Here is a 17,669-nt window from a genome sequence, read left to right on the forward strand (position 1 = left end):
CTCGCAGTTCATCCGGCCCGATGCGGCGAATCTAGGTCCGCCGCCACCCCGTCGCAAGGCGCCCGAGGGAATCGAAATGCCGGTTGCTCTCCTGACAACTTCCGGCCTGACCTGGGGGTTCCTTTGGCGACGAGCGCGCATACGATGACTCCGTGACCGACTCCTCCTCGGCCTCCCGCGGACACGGCCTGCGCCGTGACATAGACCTGCTGGAGGCGCTCGCCTCCGACGAGGCGCAGAACGCCGGCGGCCTCGGCGTCGTACGCCTCGCCCAGCTGGTCGGCCGTGAGAAGACCCAGGTCTCCCGGGCCCTGAAGGCCCTCGCCGCCGAGGGCATCGTCGAGCGCGACCCCGACACCCTGGAGTACCGCCTCGGCTGGCGGCTGTTCTCCCTGGTGGCCCGGACCTCCGAGAGCCGCCTCGTGCGGGTGGCCGAACCCGTCATGCACACCCTGTCCGCGGACCTGGAGGAGACCAGCCACCTGTGCGTCCTCAGCGACCGTGACGTCCTCACCCTGCTGTCGGTCTCCGGGCACTCCTTCCGCGTCCACGGCTGGGAGGGACGCGGCGTGCCCGCCTGGCGGCTGTCCGCGGGGCGCGTCCTGCTGGCCGACGCCACGCCCGACGAGCTGTACGTCCGCTTCGGCACGACCGGTGAGATGCCCGTGCAGGACCTGTGGACCCTCATCCAGGACGCCCGGCGGCAGGGCTACGCCCGTGTCAGCGAGGAGTTCGAGGAGGGCCTGGTCGGCGTGTCGGCCCCGGTGCGCGACTTCCGGGGCCGGGTCGTCGCGGCCATCAACATCTCCGCCCCCAAGGCCCGGCTCGGCGAGCGTCTCGACGAGGCGGGGCGTACGACGGCCCGGGCGGCGGCACGGGTGTCGTCGCTGCTGGGCTGGGAGCCCCGGCGCACTCCGTTGCTGCGGGCCCGGCTCACCTGACCCACGTACACCCGCACATGATCGGCGAGTTGCCCTCAGAGCAACCCCCGTTTCGATCCGCCGGAGTTGCCTTGTCGGCCCCATGACGCGCTCGTAAATTCACCGCGCATCGGACGAGCCCCGTCCGAAACGGAGAAAAGAGCAGCTCATGAACCTCGCCGGCATCGACCTCCTGGCCAAGGCGCCACCAGCGGAAGGCGATGTGTTCCTCGGCGGCCGATGGCTCTCGTCCGCCGACGGACGGACCTACCCCGTCCACGACCCGGCCACCGGCGACCTCGTCCGCCACGTCTCCTCGGCGGGACCGGACGACGCCCGGGCGGCGATCGACGCCGCGCACTCGGCCGCGGCCGGCTGGCGCGCGACACCGCCCCGGCGTCGTTCGGAGATCCTGCACGACACCTTCGCGCTGATGCGCGAGCACACCGACACCCTTGCCCGGCTCATCGTCCTGGAGAACGGCAAGGCGTACCGGGACGCGGCGGCCGAGGTCGGCTACGCCGCCGAGTTCTTCCGCTGGTTCGCCGAGGAGGCCGTCCGCGTCGGCTCCGCCTTCGGGGACGCCCCGGCCGGCGGCTACCGCCACGTCGTACGCAAGCACCCCGTCGGCGTCACCGCCTTCGTCACCCCCTGGAACTTCCCGGCCGCCATGGCCACCCGCAAGATCGCCCCGGCCCTCGCGGCCGGCTGCCCCGTCCTGCTCAAGCCCGCCCCGGAGACCCCGCTCACCGCCCTCGCCGTCGCCGCGCTGCTCGCCGAAGCCGGCCTGCCGGACGGCCTGTTGAACGTCCTGCCCACCGACCGCGCCCCCGAGGTCGTCTCGGCCTGGCTCGGCGACGAACGGGTCCGCAAGTTCTCCTTCACCGGCTCCACCGCCACCGGCAAGGTGCTCCTGGAGCAGGCCGCCGCGAACGTCGTCAACGTCACCATGGAGCTCGGCGGCAACGCCCCCTTCGTCGTCTGTGCGGACGCCGACGTGGACGCGGCCGTGCGCGGGGCGATGGACGCGAAGATGCGCGGCGGCGGCGAGGTCTGCATCGCCGCCAACCGGTTCTACGTCCATGCCGACGTCGCCGCCGAGTTCACCGAGAAGTTCGGCGCCGCCATGGCCGCCGTACGCGTCGGACCCGGCCTGGAGGACGGCGTCACCCTCGGACCGATGATCGACCAGGGGGCCGTCGACAGGATCCGCTCGCTCGTCGACGACGCCGTCGCCCGCGGAGCGCGGATCGCCGCGCAGGGCGGCACACCCGACGGGCCCGGCCACTTCCATCCCGCCACCGTCCTCGTCGACGTCCCCGACGACGCCCGGATCCTGCACGAGGAGGTCTTCGGACCGGTCGCCCCGCTCACCACCTTCACCGACGAGAACGAGATGCTCGCCCGCGCCAACGCCACCGTCCATGGCCTGGCCTCGTACGTCTACTCCCGCGACGTCGGCCGCGCACTGCGCCTCGCCGAACGCCTGGAGGCCGGCATGGTCGGCGTCAACCGCGGCCTGCTGTCCGACCCGGCCGCCCCCTTCGGCGGCGTCAAGCAGTCCGGCCTGGGCAGGGAGGGCGGCCGCGAAGGCATCGAGGCCTTCCTGGAGACGCAGTACATCGCCCTGGACTGGACCGACTGACCCTCCCCCGCACCCGCCTCCCCTCCCTCCGCTCACGACAAGGACCGCCCATGGCAATGACGCCTGCGACCCAGCAGCAGCCCAGCACACCCGAAGTGCCCGACCTACACCGCGAACGCCGCCGTCTGCACACCAAGTTGAAGCTCGCCACCCAGATCGGGCAGGGCATCGACGGCTACATCATCGGCGGCATCGGCATGGCGATGGCCGCGCTCACCACCGACCTCCATCTCTCCACCTTCATGCAGGGCCTGGTCGGCGCCTCCCCGCTGATCGGCATCTTCATCGGCGGCCCGCTCTTCGGCCGGCTCGCCGACCGCTTCGGCCGCCGCCCGGTGTTCCTCGTCGACATGCTGATCTTCCTGATCGGCTCGGTCCTGCAGTTCTTCGTCACCGACGGCACCCAGCTCTTCCTCATCCGCCTGCTGATGGGCGTCGCGATCGGCGGCGAGTACGCCATCGGCGCACCGCTGCTGTCCGAGTACGCGCCCCGGCAGGGCCGCGGCCGGCTGCTGGCCAGCCTGGAGATCAGCTGGTACGTCGGCTACGCGCTGGCCACGGTCGTCGGCGCGCTGTTCGCGGACGTCGACGGCGGCTGGCGGTGGTCCCTGGCCAGCAGCGCGGTCATCGCCGTGGTGTGCGTCGCACTGCGCGGCGGCATACCGGAGTCGGCACGCTGGCTGCTGAGCAGGGGGCGCCGCGAGGAGGCCGAGGCACTGATCGAGAAGTACGGCATCGAGGTCGACATCGACGCCGAGCTCGACGAGTCCCAGGCACCCGCGAGGGAGGGTTTCCGGGCGCTGTTCAGCCGACGGCACCTGCGCAGCACGGTGTTCGCCAGCGTCTTCTGGGCGGCGCTCGTCCTGCCGTACTTCGCCATCGGCACGTTCTGGACGCAGGTCTTCGAGGCCCTGAACATGGGCGACAACGCGGTCGCGGCGCTGCTCGTCTACTCCTTCACCGCGGTGGCGGGCGTGACGGCGGGCTGTCTCGTGGTCGACTGGATCGGCCGGCGCAGGCTGCTCATCCCGCCGTTCTGGATCACCGCGGGCGCTCTGGCGCTGGTCGCGCTGTGGCCCACGTCCACCCCGGTCATCGTCGGCGGCTTCCTGTTCTTCATCTTCCTCAACGCCGCCTCCAGCGCACTCACCGCCATCTACCCGCTGGAGGTCTTCCCGACCTCCCTGCGCACCACCGGCGTCGGCTTCGCCACCGCGATGAGCCGGGTCGGCGCGGCCATCGGCACCTTCCTGCTGCCGATGGGCCTGGACCGGTTCGGTGCGGAGTTCGTCCTCCTGATCGGCGCCGGGGTGCTCGCGCTCGGCGGTCTCGTCTCGCAGTTCCTCGCCCCGGAGACGACCGACATGGACCTCGCCCGGGCGGCGCGCAAGGCGCGCGGGGCGTAGCCACCGCACACAACGCAACGGCCCCGCAGGCGAGTGCCTGCGGGGCCGTGCGCTGTCGGGCGTCAGGCGTAGGCGTCGAAGGGGATCCCGGACGGCTTCGCGTAGTTGAGAGCCCACTGGAAGTCGCCGTCGTCGATCTTGATCGTGGCGGAGCCGAAGTCGGCGCTCATGAGCTTGTCGCGGTAGCCGGCCGGATAGCCCTCCCAGCCCACCAGACGCGGGAAGAACCAGTTGCCGGTGGCGTTCTCGGCCGGCTCGTCATTGCCGTTGGCGAACCGGAAGCAGTGACTGGAGACGCCGTCCTTGTGATAGACGATCTTCGGGTGGGTGCCGTCGAATCGGATCGCCGAACGGGCGGCCAGCTGGTAGGTGTTGTGCTGGGACACCGACACGTACTCGGCCTGGTTGTCGCGGATCCACACGATGACGTGTTCCCAGTCGTGCGTGTGCCCGAGGGCCGCCGGACCGAGGGTGATCTGGTCCTTCTCGAAGTAGCTGGCGTACATCACCGCGCACCAGCCGTTGTTGCACTTGGCGCGCGAGTAGGTGTTGGCGTTGGCCAGCTGGGCGTAGTCGTGGCACTTGCCGTTGACGTCGCCGCCGAGCTTGAGACCTGGGTTGAGGGTCCCGTCGGCGCCGATGGCGGCTGTGGCGTAGCAGCCGTCGCCGTCGTAGTCGTAGGCCGGGGAGAAAGTCTGCTCCAGGCCGTCGGCGTTCTGCGGTAGCAGGGTCAGGACGTTCGCGTGGGCACTCGCGGGGAGGGCCACGACCAGCGTCATCGCGCCCAGCGCGCCGAGGGCGAGCTTGGCGAGGGATCTCGACTTGCGCATCACGGCTCCCGGTTCAGCAGTAGAGGTTGCCGCCCGGCGAGACGCCGAGGATCGAGGTGAACCGGTTGTAGGCGTCGACGCGGCTCTGCACCTGCGCCGGGTTCCTGCCGTCGCACTCCAGGGAGCCGTTGATGGAGCGGATCGTCTGGCCGAAGCCGGCCTGGTTCACCATGGCGTTGTGCGGGGTCATGGTGCCGGGACCGGACTGGGTGTTCCAGTACCAAAGACCCGTCTTCCAGGCGACGGCCGCCTCGTTCTGCACCCGCCAGGGGTTGTTCAGCAGGTCGATGCCGAGGGCGTCGCCGGCGGCCTTGTAGTTGAAGTTCCACGACAGCTGGATCGGACCGCGGCCGTAGTAGGCGGCCTGACCCGCGGGGCAGCCGTAGGGCTGGTTCCAGTCGCAGTAGTGCGGGTAGTTGGCGGTGTTCTGCTCGACGATGTGCACGAGGCCGCCGGTCTCGTGGTTGACGTTGGCGAGGAAGGCCGCCGCTTCCTGCTTCTTCACGGTGTCGCTGCCGGTCTTGGCGAAGCCCGGGTAGGCGCTCAGCGCGGCGACCAGGCCGCTGTACGTGTAGAACGAATTCCGGCTCGGGAACATCTGGTTGAACTGTGCCTCGCTGACCACGAATCCGGACGGTGTGCCGCCGCCCCCGCTCGCGGGCGCGTTCCACTTCTGGTTCGCGGTGCCGGTGCAGGTCCAGATCTGCAGCCGGGTGCCGTTGGCGCTGTTGTTGTCCCGGACGTCCAGGCACTTGTTCGCGGCCGGGTTCACGATGTCGCGCGCGCCGCTGACCACCCACTGCTGGTTCGCGCCGCCCGAGCAGTCCCACAGCTGGACCGCCGCGCCGTCCGCCGTGCTGCGCTCGGCGACGTCCAGACACTTGCCGAGCGCGCGCAGGGTGCCGTCGCCGGAGTTGGACCAGACCTGCGCGCCGGTCCCGTTGCAGTCGTAGAGCTGTACGGCGGTGCCGTTGGCGTTGCTCGCGCCCGCCACGTCGACGCACTTGCCGGCGAGGCCGGTGATCGTGCCGTCGGCGGCCCGCGCGGGGGTCACGGTGAGCAGGGCGGTCAGGACGGCGGTGAGCACCGCGAAGATCGCGAGCCGGGGTCTGAGCTGGGTCGTGGACATGGTCGAGGACGCTCCTTCGATGTGTCGAGGGGTGAGCCGGCCGCCCCTCTTCGCGAGGGGCGGCCGGCGGCAGAGCTCAGGGACGTGCTACGGGTAGTTCGTCAGATTGGCCACGTTGGAGCCGGAGTTGGACGGACCGCCCGTGTTGTTGACGACGTGCCGGATGGTGCCTGTACCGCCGAGAGAGACCGTCACCATGCTGGTGAAGCGGACTCCCGCCTTGTTCGGTGCCTCGATGGCCCGCTCGGCGGTCACACTCGGGTTGACGTTGAAGAAGCAGTAGCTGCCGAGGCCGTAGGCCTGATGGCTGGTCACGGAGTCGGCGACCTTGTAGGCCGCGTAGCCCTGCGTGGAGCCGTTCATCCACGCCGCCTGGTTCGGCGGGTCGTAGGGCATCTCGTTCTGGTAGAAGTACGTCCGGCCGCCGTTGCCGTTCCAGACGGTCTGGTACTTCTGGTAGTGCTCGACGAACAGGCCGTACGCGGTGACGTCGTCGCCGTTGACGATCAGGCCGGTGTCGCCGGTGTTGGTGTTCCAGCCGACGCCGCTGCCGTGGTCGGCGCGCCAGATCCACATGTGGTCGCCGATGACGTTGTCACTGTTGATGACGAGGCTGGTGGTCGCCTTGCCGACGGCCGCGCCGCCGACGCGGAAGTACACGTCGTGCAGCGAGGTCGGGTTGGCGGCGTGGGACGCGGACGAGCCGGCCGGGCCGACCTCCATCAGGGTGGGCGAGTTGGTGGTGCCCGCGTCGAAGAGGACGCCCGCGACCTTCACACCGTCGACGTCGGCCACCTTCATGGCGGTGACGCCGTTGTCCGGGATGAACGTGGCGAGACCCAGGCCGAGGACGACCGTGTCGGCGCGGTTCACCTGGAGGGTCTGGTTGAGGTGGTAGACGCCGGGCGTGACGAGCAGGTTCTTGCCCGCGGCCAGCGCGGCGTTGATGTCGCCGGCCGTCGCGCCCGGCTTCACGACGTAGAAGGAGTCGAGGGACAGCGAGCTGCCCGACGGGGATCCGCCCGCCCAGCTCGTCGCGCTGGAGTTGGACCGCACCGACGGCACGAACACCTTGTAGGCGCCGGCTCCGTCGACGTACAGGAACGGCTTCTCCCGGCTGACCGGGGTCTGCGCGACCGTGGTGTACGGCGGGTTGGGGAAGCTGGTGCCGGGGACGCCCTGGCTGCCGACGAAGACCATGTTCCAGTTGGAGCCGGTCCAGCTGCCGAGCTGGGAGTTGCGGGTCAGCCACTGCTGCTGGCTGCCGGAGTTGACCTGGCCGTCGATCTTGGTGTCGGCGAGCAGGCCGCCGCTGGACCAGCCGCCGTCGTCCAGGGCGAGGTTGCCGCGCAGATGCATCCGGCGGTACGCCGACGCCTGCGAGACCGCCCAGCGATCGGCGCCGCCCGTCGGGTTGACGGACAGGTTCTCGGCACCGCGCCAGAAGTTCTGGGTGGCGTTCTGCGGCGGGAACCAGTCGGCCTCGGCGTGCACCGCGCCGTTGACGGTGACCGAGTCCGGCGACAGACCGAGCCCGGCGACCTGGGTGTAGAAGCCGACGTTGACGTTCGCGTTGTAGGAGCCCGGCTTGAACAGGACGGCGTAACGCTGCGAGCCGAACTGGTTGGTCTCCTGCTGCTGGAAGATCGAGTTGAGCCGGTTCTGGATGGTCGAGGACGACATGGACGGGTCGAAGACGACCACGTTCGGGCCGAGGTCCGGGTTCGCGGTCGACTGGTTCACCGGGACCACCTGGAACCGCTGGGCGGCGCTGCCGTTGCACGTGTACTGCACGAACTGGACGCTGTCGGCGAGCGAGGCGCCCGGATCGTCCAGGCACTTGCCGCTGCCCCGGTTGACGAAGCGGTAGACGCCCCCGCCCTCGTCGACGGGCAGCCACTGCTGGTTGGCGCCGCCGCCGTAGGCCCACAGATGGACCGGCGCGCTGTCCGCGGTGGAGACGTCGGCGACGTCCACGACCTGGCCGGTGTTGTTGCGGTTGTTGATGCGGACGTAGCCGTCGCTGGTCGGCGTGAAGCTCCAGTTCTGGGCCGTCGAGCCGTTGCACGCGTACTGCTGCACGACTGTGCCGTTGGCGGTGGCGGCCGCCCGGGCGTCCAGGCATCTGCCGCTCGCGGCGTTCATGACGGTCGCGTAGTCGGCGGGCAGCGCGGCCGCCGCGCTCTCCGCGGCGCCGGCGGGCGCGGGCGCCGAGGTGAGCAGGGACGCGGCCGCCACGGTGACGACCGTGACGGCGGTGGATCTGCGGAGGCGCCTGAGCGCGGGACGCACAAAGGTGGGCACTGATTCTCCTCGCCGAGCGAAGCGATACGGGGGTTCCCGGCCGGAGCCGGGGGAGGGGGCGACCGCTGGTGGGGGTGGCTGGATCAGCCGGTGTATCCGGCGAACACCCGCGTGAAGTCCCAGTCGGACTGGTTCACGCCGGAACAGCTGTCGGCGGGGCCGCCGGTGCAGGGGCGGTCGCGGTTGACGGACCAGAACGTCAGCCGGGCCAGGTGGTGTTGCCGGGCGTAGGCGAGCATCGTCCTGAAGTCGTTGACGGTGACGGTCTCGTTCTGGTCGGTGATGCCGTTCATCGACGAGATGCCCATGGACCGGTAGGCCTGGTCGTCGCTGTAGCCGTACGCCGACTTCAGTGAGTTCTTGAGACCCTCGGCGGCCCGCACGGACAGGTCGCCCATGTTCTGTCCGTTGCCGCCGAAGTCGAACGGCATGATCGTCCAGGCGTCCACGGTCAGGCCGGTGTTCGCGGCGCGGCCGATGAGGCCGGCGTCGGGGCCGTTCTGGCCGGTGCCGATGGTGATGTACACCTTCAGGCCGGGGTTGTCGGCCTTGACCTTCTTCAGGGCGTCGACCGTGCGCTGCTGCACGGTCGGGCTGTCGTAGGCGTCGGCTTCGAGGTCGATGTCGATGGCCTTCAGCCCGAAGGCGCTGATGACCTTCTGGTAGGCGGCGGCCAGTTCGCTCGCACTGGAGCAGGAGCTCTCCAGCTTGTTGCCGCTCCAGCCGCCGAACGAGGGGACGACGTCACCGCCGTTCGCCCGCACGGTCTCGATCGTGCGCTGGTCGACCCCGCCCGTCAGTGCCCGGCCGCCGTCCCACTGCGGGTTGCAGTAGCCGTTGCTGAGGACGAAGGCGAGCGTGAAGTACTTGACGCCGGTGGCGTTGCTGACCGTGGTGGGGTTCGGCGGGCTGCCCCAGCCGTTGTAGAGGTAGGGCGCCACGGCAGATGACGCCAAGGGGGCGGCGGCCTGTGCGGGGGGAGTGGAGAGCAGGCCGGTGGTGAGCGAGAGTGCGGTGAGGGATATGGCCGCGGGGAGGATTTTGGACATGCGCGCGGAAGCCCTTCGTGGGGGGTGAGCAACCGGGGCCGCGTTCACCTTCCGAACGGTGAGTGCGTCTCGTGGGTGTCTGGTTGACCCGTGAACCTAAAGGTCTGGACCACTTACGTCAAGACGTGAAGTAAGTTTTGGCAACAATTAATTGCGGCCTGGTCGGAACGGGCCGAGTCGCCTCCGCCGGTCCCGCCGCGGCACGTGGTACTTCTTGCCTTCTCGCCCCCACCGCCGTACCAGATCGTCGACCAATCGCCTGGTGGCACCTCTATGACGAACCGCCCCTTCGGCCGGCACAGCCGTCACGTGACCGTGGGCCCCGATCGGCTTCTCGCCCTCGGTGACGCCGTGTTCTCCATCGCGATGACGCTGCTCGCGCTCGACATCACCGTCCCTGACGGCCTGCCCGAGAACGACGTCGCCGACGCCGTGGCGGATGCCGTGCCCACCATGGGCGCCTATCTGCTCAGCTTCGCCGTCATCGGCACGCTCTGGCTGGTCCAGCACGGCCTGTTCCGTCTGATCGCGACACTCGACCGCTGGCTGCTCCTGCTCTACTTCGCGCTCTTGGCGCTGATCGCCGCGCTGCCCTTCCCGACCCGGCTGATCAGCGAGTACGGCGAGACGACCACGGCGACCGCCTGCTACGCGGCGGCGATCGCCGTGGCCGTGACCCTCGTGTGCGGCATGTACGTGCGCCTGCTCATGAACCCCGACTCCGCGGCACCGCACACTTCCCGCGCGTTGCTGAAGGTGGAGATCCGCCACGGCGTCCTGCTGGTCCTCGTCTTCGCCACCTCGGTCCCGGTGGCCTTCTACTCGCCGACCCTCGCCAAGTACTGGTGGCTGCTGGCCATGGGGACACGGCTGCTGTACCGCAGGCCGGCCGCCTCGCAGGATTGACGGCCCGCGGAGGCCGTTGGCTCAGTCGGCGTCCCCGAACCACCGGCGCAGCGCTTCGAGCAGTTCCTCCTGGTCCTCACCGACCCACGCCACATGGCCGTCCGGCCGCAGCAGCACCGCGGGCACGTCCAGGTCCTCACCGACATCGACGACCTGGTCGACCCGGCCCGCCCAGCCCTTGACCGACAGCCGGCCGGTCCGGTCGAGCAGCAGGCCGCGGCCGTCGTGCGTCAACTCGTAGAGGCGGCCCTGCTTCAGCGGGAGGTCCCGCATGCGCCGGCCGAGCAGGTCGTGGCCTTCGCCGAATTCGTAGCGGACGTCGACCGCGGTGATCATCCCGGTGACGAACCGGTTCACCTCCGCGAAGTCCATCAGCTTCGAGAACAGCTCCCGCAGCGCGGTCGGGCCCGGTTCGCTTCCCAGCAGGGTGATCTGCGCCCGGGTGTTGGCGAGGACGGCGGCGCCCACCGGGTGCCGTTCGGCGTGGTAGGTGTCCAGCAGCCCTTCCGGCGCCCGGCCCCGGACCGCGGCCGCCAGCTTCCAGCCCAGGTTGAACGCGTCCTGGATACCGAGGTTGAGGCCCTGCCCTCCGGTCGGCGGATGGATGTGCGCCGCGTCGCCGGCCAGCAGCACCCGGCCGACCCGGTAGCGCTCGGCCTGCCGGGTGGCGTCACCGAAACGGGAGAGCCAGCGCGGTGAGTGCGCGCCGAAGTCGGTGCCGGCGGTCGCCCGCAACTGCTGCTTGAACTCTTCGAGGGTCGGCTCGCTCGCACGGTCCTCGGCCACGCCGTCGGCCGGCACCACGACGCGGTAGACCCCGTCCTCGCCGGCGCCCGCACCGAACCGCAGCTGGGTCTTGCGGACTTCGGCGACCACGGCGGCGATCCTCTCCGGATCCTCCGTCAGCTCCATCTCGCCCAGCAGCGTCTCGACCGTCGCGGCCTCACCGGGGAAGCCGACGCCGAGCAGCTTGCGCACCACGCTGCGGCCGCCGTCGCAGCCGGCGAGGTAGCGCGAGCGAAGCCGCGTACCGTCCGCCAGCTCCACGCTCACGCCGTCGTCGTCCTGGCTCAGCCCGACCACTTCGCAGCCCCGCCGGATCTCGGTGCCGAGTTCCAGCGCGCGTTCGTTCAGCAGCCGCTCGGTGACCGGCTGCGGGGTCGCAAGACCGTACGGGTGAGCCGTGTCCAGGCCGTCCGGCCACGCCTTGGCGATGCCACCGAACAGGCCGCCGACCTGGAACTTCTCACTGACCGCCAGGAACCGCTCCAGGAGGCCGCGCTGGTCCATCATCTCGACGCTGCGCGCGTGCAGCCCCTGACCGCGGGACTGCGGGGTCGGTTCGGTCAGTTTCTCCAGCACGACCACACGCACATCGTGCAGCCGAAGTTCGGCTGCCAGCATCAGGCCGGTGGGGCCACCGCCGACCACGATCACATCGATCATCACAATCCCCGTTTCCGCAGGTCCTGGCTTCGGTCGGCGATTGTGCTGCACCAGGGGGGCCTTGCCGCAAGGCCCCCGGTGCGCTATACGTTGAGAGTGGCAAGGAGTCGATGACCTCCTTGCCTTTGTCGTTTCCGAGCCTTCGTCGTTTCCGACGTGACGCGCCGAGGCGGGTCGGGCCCTCAGACCACACAGCCCACATGCGCCAGCGCCTGCTTCAGCAGCACCCCGTGCCCACCCGGCATCTCGCTCTGCACCGCGGGCGACAGAGCCTCCTGCGGGCTGAACCAGACCAGGTCCAGGGCGTCCTGGCGAGGCCGGCAGTCGCCGGTGACCGGGACGACGTACGCCAGGGACACCGCGTGCTGGCGCGGGTCGTGGTACGGCGTGACACCGTGCGTCGGGAAGTACTCCGCGACCGTGAACGGCTGCAGCGACGTCGGCACCCGGGGCAGTGCCACCGGGCCGAGGTCCTTCTCCAGGTGGCGCAGGAGTGCGTCGCGGACCCGCTCGTGGTGCAGTACGCGGCCGGAGACCAGGGTCCGGCTGACCGTACCGTCCGGTCCGATGCGCAGCAGGAGGCCGATGCTGGTGACCTCACCGCTGTCGTCGACGCGCACGGGCACTGCCTCGACGTACAGGATGGGCATGTTGGCGCGTGCCTGCTCCAGCTCGTCGCTGCTCAGCCAGCCGGGCGTGGTTTCGGTCATGTCAGACATTGCTTGATCATACTTTCCGGGAATTGCGAACGCTCAGTCGCGATCGGAACGGGGGACGGGGTCGGGCAGTCCGTAGAGGCGGCGGGCGTTGTCACCGGCCGCCCACGCCGCGATCCGCAGCGCGTCCGGCAGGCCGAGCTCATCGGCGTCCACCAGGTCCTGGAGCAGCTCGCCCAGGCCGCGGCGGAACGCCAGTGCGCCGAGCCGGTACAACTCGGCCAGACCATACGCGTCCGAGCTGTACAGCAGCTTGCGGAACGGCGTGATCTCCAGGGCCTCCGCCAGGATCGCCCGGGAGCGGGCGGGGCCCACGTGGTGCAGGGTCAGGCCCACGTCCAGGTACACCTGCTCGAAGACAGCCGCCAGATAGGCGGCCTGCCGCTGGTACGGCCAGCAGTGCAGGAGCAGGACGGGGATCGTGCCCCGGGTCAGATGCAGCCAGTCCGTGAGGTGGGTGGGGTCCACCCGGTGCAGGCGGATGTCGTTGTCGCCGAAGCCGGTGTGCAGCTGGAGCGGCAGCCCCAGGTCGACCGCCGTCCACAGCAGATGCCGTACCAGGACCGGGTCGGCCAGCCGGCCGCCGTCCGCGAGCCACTGCCGGGCCGCCGCGACGACGAGCGCCTCCGGCGGGCGCGCCGGGTCCAGGTCGAAGCCGGTGCGGTAGGCGGCCACCGACTTCACGGCCACCACCCCGGGCCGGCGCACGGCCTCCTCGGCGGCCGTGCGGAACGCGGCGGGGTAGGCCTCCGGTTCGACTCCGGCGGCCGCGACGGCCTCGGCCACCGACTCCAGCCGTACGACTTCGTACGCGGTCGCGCCGGCGATGCGCGCGAGTTCCCCGGGCGTGGTGATCGGGTGGGGCGTGAACCCGGTGTCGACGCAGAACACCTCGCTTCCGGCCGCGGTCAGGAAGCGCCGGTTCACCTCCCGCGCACCCAGTTCCGCACGCCGGGCCAGGTATTCGTCGGCGGGTGCGTGGCGCGGCAGGTCCAGCAGGGGTGCGCAGTGGCGGCGTACGGCGAGGCCGAGCGGGGTGTCGAAGGGGGAGACGCCGGGCCATGGCTCGCCCTCGGTGAGCAGGGACTCGAAGCCGGCCCGGTCCGGTACGGCGGTGACGATCCCGTGGCAGTGATGGTCCACCAGCGGCAGCGCCGCGAGCGCCTCGTGGACCGGCCCTGTGGCACCCATGTCAGTACTTCCACCGGTACGCGGCGGCCACCTGGTCGTCGTCGAGCCCGGCGACGGCGTCGGTCTCGCCCTGCCGTACGGCGATCACGGCGTCCGCCAGCACCGGGCCCAGCGCGGCCCGCAGTGACCCGTCGGCGCGGAACTCCTCGACGGCCTCGCCCAGCGAGACCGGCAGTCTGCGCACCCCGCGCGCGGCGGCCTCCTGCGCGCCGAGACGCGCCGGGTCGCCGGTGATCTCCTCGGGCAGCAGCGCGCCCGACGCCAGTCCGTCCAGGCCGGCGGCGATCAGGCAGCCCAGGGCGAGATACGGGTTGGCGGCCAGGTCCACCGGCTTGACCTCCAGGTTGGCGGCCTGGTCGCGGTGGCCCGCCGTGCCGGTGACCACCCGCAGGCCCGCCTCCCGGGTCTCCCGGCCCCAGGCGGTGAACACCCCCGCCCACTGCGAGGGCCTCAGCCGCAGATAGCCGGCCGGACTCGGCACGGTCACCGCGGTCAGGGCGGGCAGGTGGCCGAGCACACCGGCGACGAAGGACTCCGCCTCGGGCCGCATCCCGTGCCTGCGGTCACCGCCCGCGTGCAGGTTCACCCCGTCACGCCAGGCGGAGAGATGGACATGGCCGCCGTTGCCGACGCCCTGCCCGAGGACCGCCGGGGCGAAGGACACCGCGAGGCCGTGCCGCCCCGCCACCGCGCGGATCGTCTGCCGCACCAGCACACTGCGGTCGGCCGCCGCCACCGGGTCCGAAGCCGCCACGGACAGCTCGAACTGCCCCGCCGCGTACTCCGGATGGAACTGGTCGACCTCCACGCCCTGCCGGGCGAGCGCCGCCAGCAGATCGGCGGAGCAGTCGCTCAGCTCCACCTGCCGGGTGGCGCCGTACGCCGGACCCGTGACCGCGGGCACGAACGCGCCGTCGGCGCCCGGCGGCCGGGCGACGGCCCACTCGATCTCGATGGCCGCCCGGAAGGTGACGCCGTGGCGTTCGGCGGCCTCTCGGACCGTCCGCCGCAGGAAGGTGCGACCGCACCCGGGATGGAGCTCGCCCTCCTGCGTGATCCGGTCGACCGGTGCCCACGCCCAGCCGGGCTGGCCGGCGAGCTCCACCAGGTGGTCCAGGTCGGGGTAGAGCCGCAGATCGCCGTCCGGGGAACCGAGGACGTCGGTGGTGACAATGGAGTCGTTTGCGAGGAACGTGTCGAACACCGGCGACATCCCGACACCCCAGGCCGCTGCCGAGGCCAGCTTCGCCGTCGGGACCGTCTTCACCCGGCCGATGCCCGCCGTGTCGACGTAGGCCAGGACGATCCCGTGCACACCCCGCCCGGCCAGCTCGCCGCTCAGCGCGGTGGCCCGCTCGACGTCACCGGGACGTCCGCCCGGGACGGGGTCGGCCAGGGTGGTCATACGGTCTCCTCGACGAACTCGGCCGCTGCGCGGCGGGTCCGGTTGTGCCCGCCGGCCGTCAGGGTTTCACGCCCACCGCTCCGTACTGCGGCACCGCGGCGGGAGAACCCGGGGCGCGCCACTGCGAGCAGGACACCATCCCCGGCTCCAGCAGCTCCAGGCCCTCGAAGAAGGCGGCGATGTCGGCGCCGCCGCGGGCGGTGATCGGCGGCGTGGCGTTCTCGTTCCAGAACTCCATCGCCGGGATCTGGCCCTCGCCGCCGACCTCGGAGTCGAAGGTCGGGTGGGTGAGCACCAGGAGGCTGCCGGAGGGAACGGCGGCCATGACGCGCCGCACGATCTCGCGGGCCTTGTCGTAGTCCAGGACGAAGTTGAGGATGCCCAGCATCATCACCGCGACCGGCCGCGTGAAGTCCAGGGTCTGCGAGGCGCGTTCGACGATGGCGTCCGGGTCGTGGACGTCGGCGTCGATGTACGCGGTGACGCCCTCATGAGTGCCCGTCAGCAGGGTGCGGGCGTGCACCAGCACGATCGGGTCGTTGTCGACGTAAACGATGCGCGAGTCAGGCGCGATGCGCTGGGCTATCTCATGGGTATTGTCCGCCGTCGGCAGCCCGGTGCCGATGTCCAGGAACTGCCGTACGCCCTGCTCCTCGGCCAGGAAGCGGACGGCGCGGCCGAGGAAGTCGCGGTCGGCGCGGGCGATGTCCCGGATGATCGGGAACATCCCGGCGACATGCTCGCCGACCTGCTGGTCGACCTCGTAGTTGTCCTTGCCGCCGATCCAGTAGTTCCACACCCGCGCGTTGTGCGCCACACCGGTGTTCAGCCTCGCCGACCCGCCCGACGGGGTGTGGCCATCACTCACGACTCGTCCTCTCCTCGCACGAACGACCGAAACCGGTCATCGTCGCCATTGTGCCGCTCGGTTGATCACGCTGTCCCGGGAATCGGCAGAGCAGGCGGGGCCGTTGGCGTGCGTGCGGGGAGAGAACGGGCGCGGTCCGGCTAGTCGAACTCGCTGGGGGTCGGCGCCGGCGTCTTCCCGGCCAGGACGTCCTTGAGCCGCTGAGTACCGAGCTTGACGGCCTGTTCGACGGAGTCCTGCTGGCCTCCGTCGAGGCCGCCCGCGGTGACGGTGATCGCGTCGGTGCCGACGCGCACGGCGGCGACGTCCTCGGTGAGGGTCGCCGACTGGCCGTTCGACGACCCCGTGATGCTGACGCGCAGGCCGACACGGTCGTCGCCCTCCGTGGGCAGCGTCGTCTCGATGACCTGGACCGTGCGCTGTCCGCCGCCGGTGCCGGTGACGGTGAACTCGTCGCACTCCTGCGGCAGGGTCTCGAGCCAGGCCAGGGCCTCCTGCGGGTCGGTCCGCTCGTAGGCGGCCACCTGGTACAGCAGGCGCGACTCGCCCTGCTGGAAACCGCGCAGCGCCGACGCCCCGGACGGCTTGCCCAGCAACTGGTCGGTGTAGAGGCCGTCGAGCAGCCGCTGGCAGTCCGCGGAGTCCGTCTTGCCGCTGAGGAAATCGTCCACGTCGACGTCGCCGATGCGCAGGCTGTCGTGCCAGTCGGCGACGTCCGAGTCCTTCACCTGCGTCCAGTCGTCCTCGATGTCCGCCGCGGTGATCAGCGCGGCGACGGCACCGGCCTGGGTGAGGGTGGTGGTCGGGGACGCGCTCGGTGTCTGCCGGGCGACGGCACCGGCCTGGGAGACGTCGCCGCCGTCGTCCGAGCAGGCCGCGGTGGTCAGCAACACACCGACGGCCAGGGCCGAGGAGAGCACACGGACAGGACGGGACGGGCGACGGATCATCTGGGATGCCTCCTGTGGACGCGACGGGTGTCCCCAGCGCACCACCGGTTCTGACGGTCCACCAGCTACGCCGGACCGTTCGAGTGAGCGCCGCGGGGCGGCCCGTCCGTCAGCCGCCGGGCCGCCCGTGCCCGTGCTGCCAGGCCCAGGCTGCGATCTCGACGCGGTTCCGGGCGGAGAGCTTCGACCGGACGCTGGACAGGTGCGTCTTCACCGTGGACAGGGAGACGTACAGTTCGGCGGCGACCTCGGCGTTCGTCCGGCCGAGGGCGACCAGGCGCACGACGTCGAGCTCGCGGTCGGTGAGACTCTGAGCGGGCCTCGCCGGGGCCGCGGCGGCGGTCGTCGTCCGCAGGGCGGTGACGTGCTTGAGCAGCCGGACCGTCACCGACGGCGAGACCAGCGAGTCGCCGGCCGCGGCGGCCCGGACCGCCTCCGCGAGGAGGGTGGGCCCCGAGTCCTTGAGCAGGAATCCGCACGCACCCCCGCGCAGGGCCCCGTACACGTACTCGTCCAGGTCGAAGGTCGTCACGACGACCACCCGCAGTGGGTCGGCCACCTGCGGTCCCGCCAGCAGCCGGGTCACCTCCAGGCCGTCCAGCCTCGGCATCCGGATGTCCAGCAGGCACACGTCCGGCCGCTCCCGCCGGGCCAGCGCCACCGCCTCCTCGCCGTCGGCGGCCTCGGCGACCACGGTGATGTCGGGCTGCGCGTCGAGGAAGAAGCGGAAGCCGGTGCGGACCATCTCCTGGTCGTCGGCGATGAGGACACGGATCGGCGAACCGGACGGGGGTGGGCTGGTCATGGCTCGATCATGCCTCAGGGGATCGGGGCTTCCGGCGGGCCGAGGTTCGGCTCGTGCACGGGCGCTTTGCGGGCGGTGGTTCAGCAGGTTCGCCGTCGG

Annotated in this window: 14 protein-coding genes and 1 pseudogene; 4 read left to right on the forward strand and 11 right to left on the reverse strand. The window is 71.0% G+C overall.

Features of this window, described 5'->3' with window-relative positions; translation table 11 throughout:
* Positions 1-152 precede the first annotated feature (152 nt).
* From PGH47_RS36775 to PGH47_RS36785, 3 genes are all read left to right on the forward strand, one after another.
* Positions 153-941: an IclR family transcriptional regulator gene (locus PGH47_RS36775; RefSeq protein WP_271667018.1), complete on the forward strand. Its 789-nt coding sequence runs from the start codon at positions 153-155 to the stop codon at positions 939-941.
* Positions 942-1,089: 148 nt separating this feature from the next.
* Positions 1,090-2,565, forward strand: coding sequence for an NAD-dependent succinate-semialdehyde dehydrogenase (locus PGH47_RS36780; RefSeq protein WP_271667019.1), 1,476 nt, complete (start codon positions 1,090-1,092; stop codon positions 2,563-2,565).
* 50 nt (positions 2,566-2,615) lie between these two features.
* The gene (locus tag PGH47_RS36785; RefSeq protein WP_271667020.1) at positions 2,616-3,971 is read left to right on the forward strand and encodes an MFS transporter; all 1,356 of its coding nucleotides are present in this window, start codon (positions 2,616-2,618) and stop codon (positions 3,969-3,971) included.
* A gap of 62 nt (positions 3,972-4,033) precedes the next feature.
* Here PGH47_RS36785 and PGH47_RS36790 read toward each other — a convergent pair whose 3' ends face one another.
* The 4 genes and pseudogenes from PGH47_RS36790 to PGH47_RS36805 form a co-directional block, all read right to left on the reverse strand.
* Positions 4,034-4,801: an NPP1 family protein gene (locus tag PGH47_RS36790; RefSeq protein WP_271667021.1), complete on the reverse strand. Its 768-nt coding sequence runs from the start codon at positions 4,799-4,801 to the stop codon at positions 4,034-4,036.
* A gap of 13 nt (positions 4,802-4,814) precedes the next feature.
* Complete coding sequence (locus PGH47_RS36795; RefSeq protein WP_271667022.1) at positions 4,815-5,930, reverse strand: glycoside hydrolase family 19 protein; 1,116 nt, start codon at positions 5,928-5,930, stop codon at positions 4,815-4,817.
* A gap of 87 nt (positions 5,931-6,017) precedes the next feature.
* Positions 6,018-8,222, reverse strand: a complete 2,205-nt coding sequence (locus PGH47_RS36800) for an RICIN domain-containing protein (protein ID WP_443048627.1) — start codon at positions 8,220-8,222, stop codon at positions 6,018-6,020.
* 95 nt (positions 8,223-8,317) lie between these two features.
* A pseudogene (locus PGH47_RS36805) lies at positions 8,318-9,181 on the reverse strand (chitinase); the annotation flags it as partial.
* A 375-nt stretch (positions 9,182-9,556) separates the two neighbouring features.
* Between PGH47_RS36805 and PGH47_RS36810 the strand changes: the two are divergent.
* Positions 9,557-10,189 carry a TMEM175 family protein gene (locus tag PGH47_RS36810; RefSeq protein WP_271667023.1) on the forward strand — a complete coding sequence of 211 codons (633 nt, stop codon included), beginning with the start codon at positions 9,557-9,559 and terminating at the stop codon, positions 10,187-10,189.
* 21 nt (positions 10,190-10,210) lie between these two features.
* On the opposite strand, the gene rox is transcribed toward PGH47_RS36810, so the two are convergent.
* From rox to PGH47_RS36845, 7 genes are all read right to left on the reverse strand, one after another.
* Positions 10,211-11,635, reverse strand: a complete 1,425-nt coding sequence (gene rox, locus PGH47_RS36815; RefSeq protein WP_271667024.1) for a rifampin monooxygenase — start codon at positions 11,633-11,635, stop codon at positions 10,211-10,213.
* 182 nt (positions 11,636-11,817) lie between these two features.
* Positions 11,818-12,345: an NUDIX hydrolase family protein gene (locus PGH47_RS36820; RefSeq protein WP_030955617.1), complete on the reverse strand. Its 528-nt coding sequence runs from the start codon at positions 12,343-12,345 to the stop codon at positions 11,818-11,820.
* Positions 12,346-12,387: 42 nt separating this feature from the next.
* On the reverse strand, positions 12,388-13,542 hold the full coding sequence (locus tag PGH47_RS36825; protein ID WP_271667025.1) for an amidohydrolase family protein: 1,155 nt from the start codon (positions 13,540-13,542) through the stop codon (positions 12,388-12,390).
* Position 13,543: 1 nt separating this feature from the next.
* Positions 13,544-14,947: a glutamine synthetase family protein gene (locus PGH47_RS36830; protein ID WP_271667026.1), complete on the reverse strand. Its 1,404-nt coding sequence runs from the start codon at positions 14,945-14,947 to the stop codon at positions 13,544-13,546.
* A gap of 58 nt (positions 14,948-15,005) precedes the next feature.
* The gene (locus PGH47_RS36835; RefSeq protein WP_271667027.1) at positions 15,006-15,815 is read right to left on the reverse strand and encodes an SAM-dependent methyltransferase; all 810 of its coding nucleotides are present in this window, start codon (positions 15,813-15,815) and stop codon (positions 15,006-15,008) included.
* Between the two features lie 140 nt (positions 15,816-15,955).
* Positions 15,956-16,765 (reverse strand): hypothetical protein, encoded by an 810-nt coding sequence (locus PGH47_RS36840; RefSeq protein WP_271667028.1) that lies wholly within the window; start codon positions 16,763-16,765, stop codon positions 15,956-15,958.
* Between the two features lie 109 nt (positions 16,766-16,874).
* Positions 16,875-17,570 carry a response regulator gene (locus PGH47_RS36845; protein WP_271667029.1) on the reverse strand — a complete coding sequence of 232 codons (696 nt, stop codon included), beginning with the start codon at positions 17,568-17,570 and terminating at the stop codon, positions 16,875-16,877.
* Positions 17,571-17,669 lie beyond the last annotated feature (99 nt).

Origin of the sequence: Streptomyces sp. HUAS 31 (assembly GCF_028198125.1) — a bacterium.
GTDB lineage: Bacteria > Actinomycetota > Actinomycetes > Streptomycetales > Streptomycetaceae > Streptomyces > Streptomyces chartreusis.

Coding starts and splice junctions, on each gene's coding strand:
- rox (WP_271667024.1), bottom strand. CDS start 11,635: ATGATCGATGTGATCGTGGTCGGCGGTGGCCCCACCGGCCTGATGCTG.
- PGH47_RS36780 (WP_271667019.1), top strand. CDS start 1,090: ATGAACCTCGCCGGCATCGACCTCCTGGCCAAGGCGCCACCAGCGGAA.
- PGH47_RS36810 (WP_271667023.1), top strand. CDS start 9,557: ATGACGAACCGCCCCTTCGGCCGGCACAGCCGTCACGTGACCGTGGGC.
- PGH47_RS36795 (WP_271667022.1), bottom strand. CDS start 5,930: ATGTCCACGACCCAGCTCAGACCCCGGCTCGCGATCTTCGCGGTGCTC.
- PGH47_RS36840 (WP_271667028.1), bottom strand. CDS start 16,765: ATGATCCGTCGCCCGTCCCGTCCTGTCCGTGTGCTCTCCTCGGCCCTG.
- PGH47_RS36785 (WP_271667020.1), top strand. CDS start 2,616: ATGGCAATGACGCCTGCGACCCAGCAGCAGCCCAGCACACCCGAAGTG.
- PGH47_RS36790 (WP_271667021.1), bottom strand. CDS start 4,801: ATGCGCAAGTCGAGATCCCTCGCCAAGCTCGCCCTCGGCGCGCTGGGC.
- PGH47_RS36820 (WP_030955617.1), bottom strand. CDS start 12,345: ATGACCGAAACCACGCCCGGCTGGCTGAGCAGCGACGAGCTGGAGCAG.
- PGH47_RS36825 (WP_271667025.1), bottom strand. CDS start 13,542: ATGGGTGCCACAGGGCCGGTCCACGAGGCGCTCGCGGCGCTGCCGCTG.
- PGH47_RS36830 (WP_271667026.1), bottom strand. CDS start 14,947: ATGACCACCCTGGCCGACCCCGTCCCGGGCGGACGTCCCGGTGACGTC.
- PGH47_RS36845 (WP_271667029.1), bottom strand. CDS start 17,570: ATGACCAGCCCACCCCCGTCCGGTTCGCCGATCCGTGTCCTCATCGCC.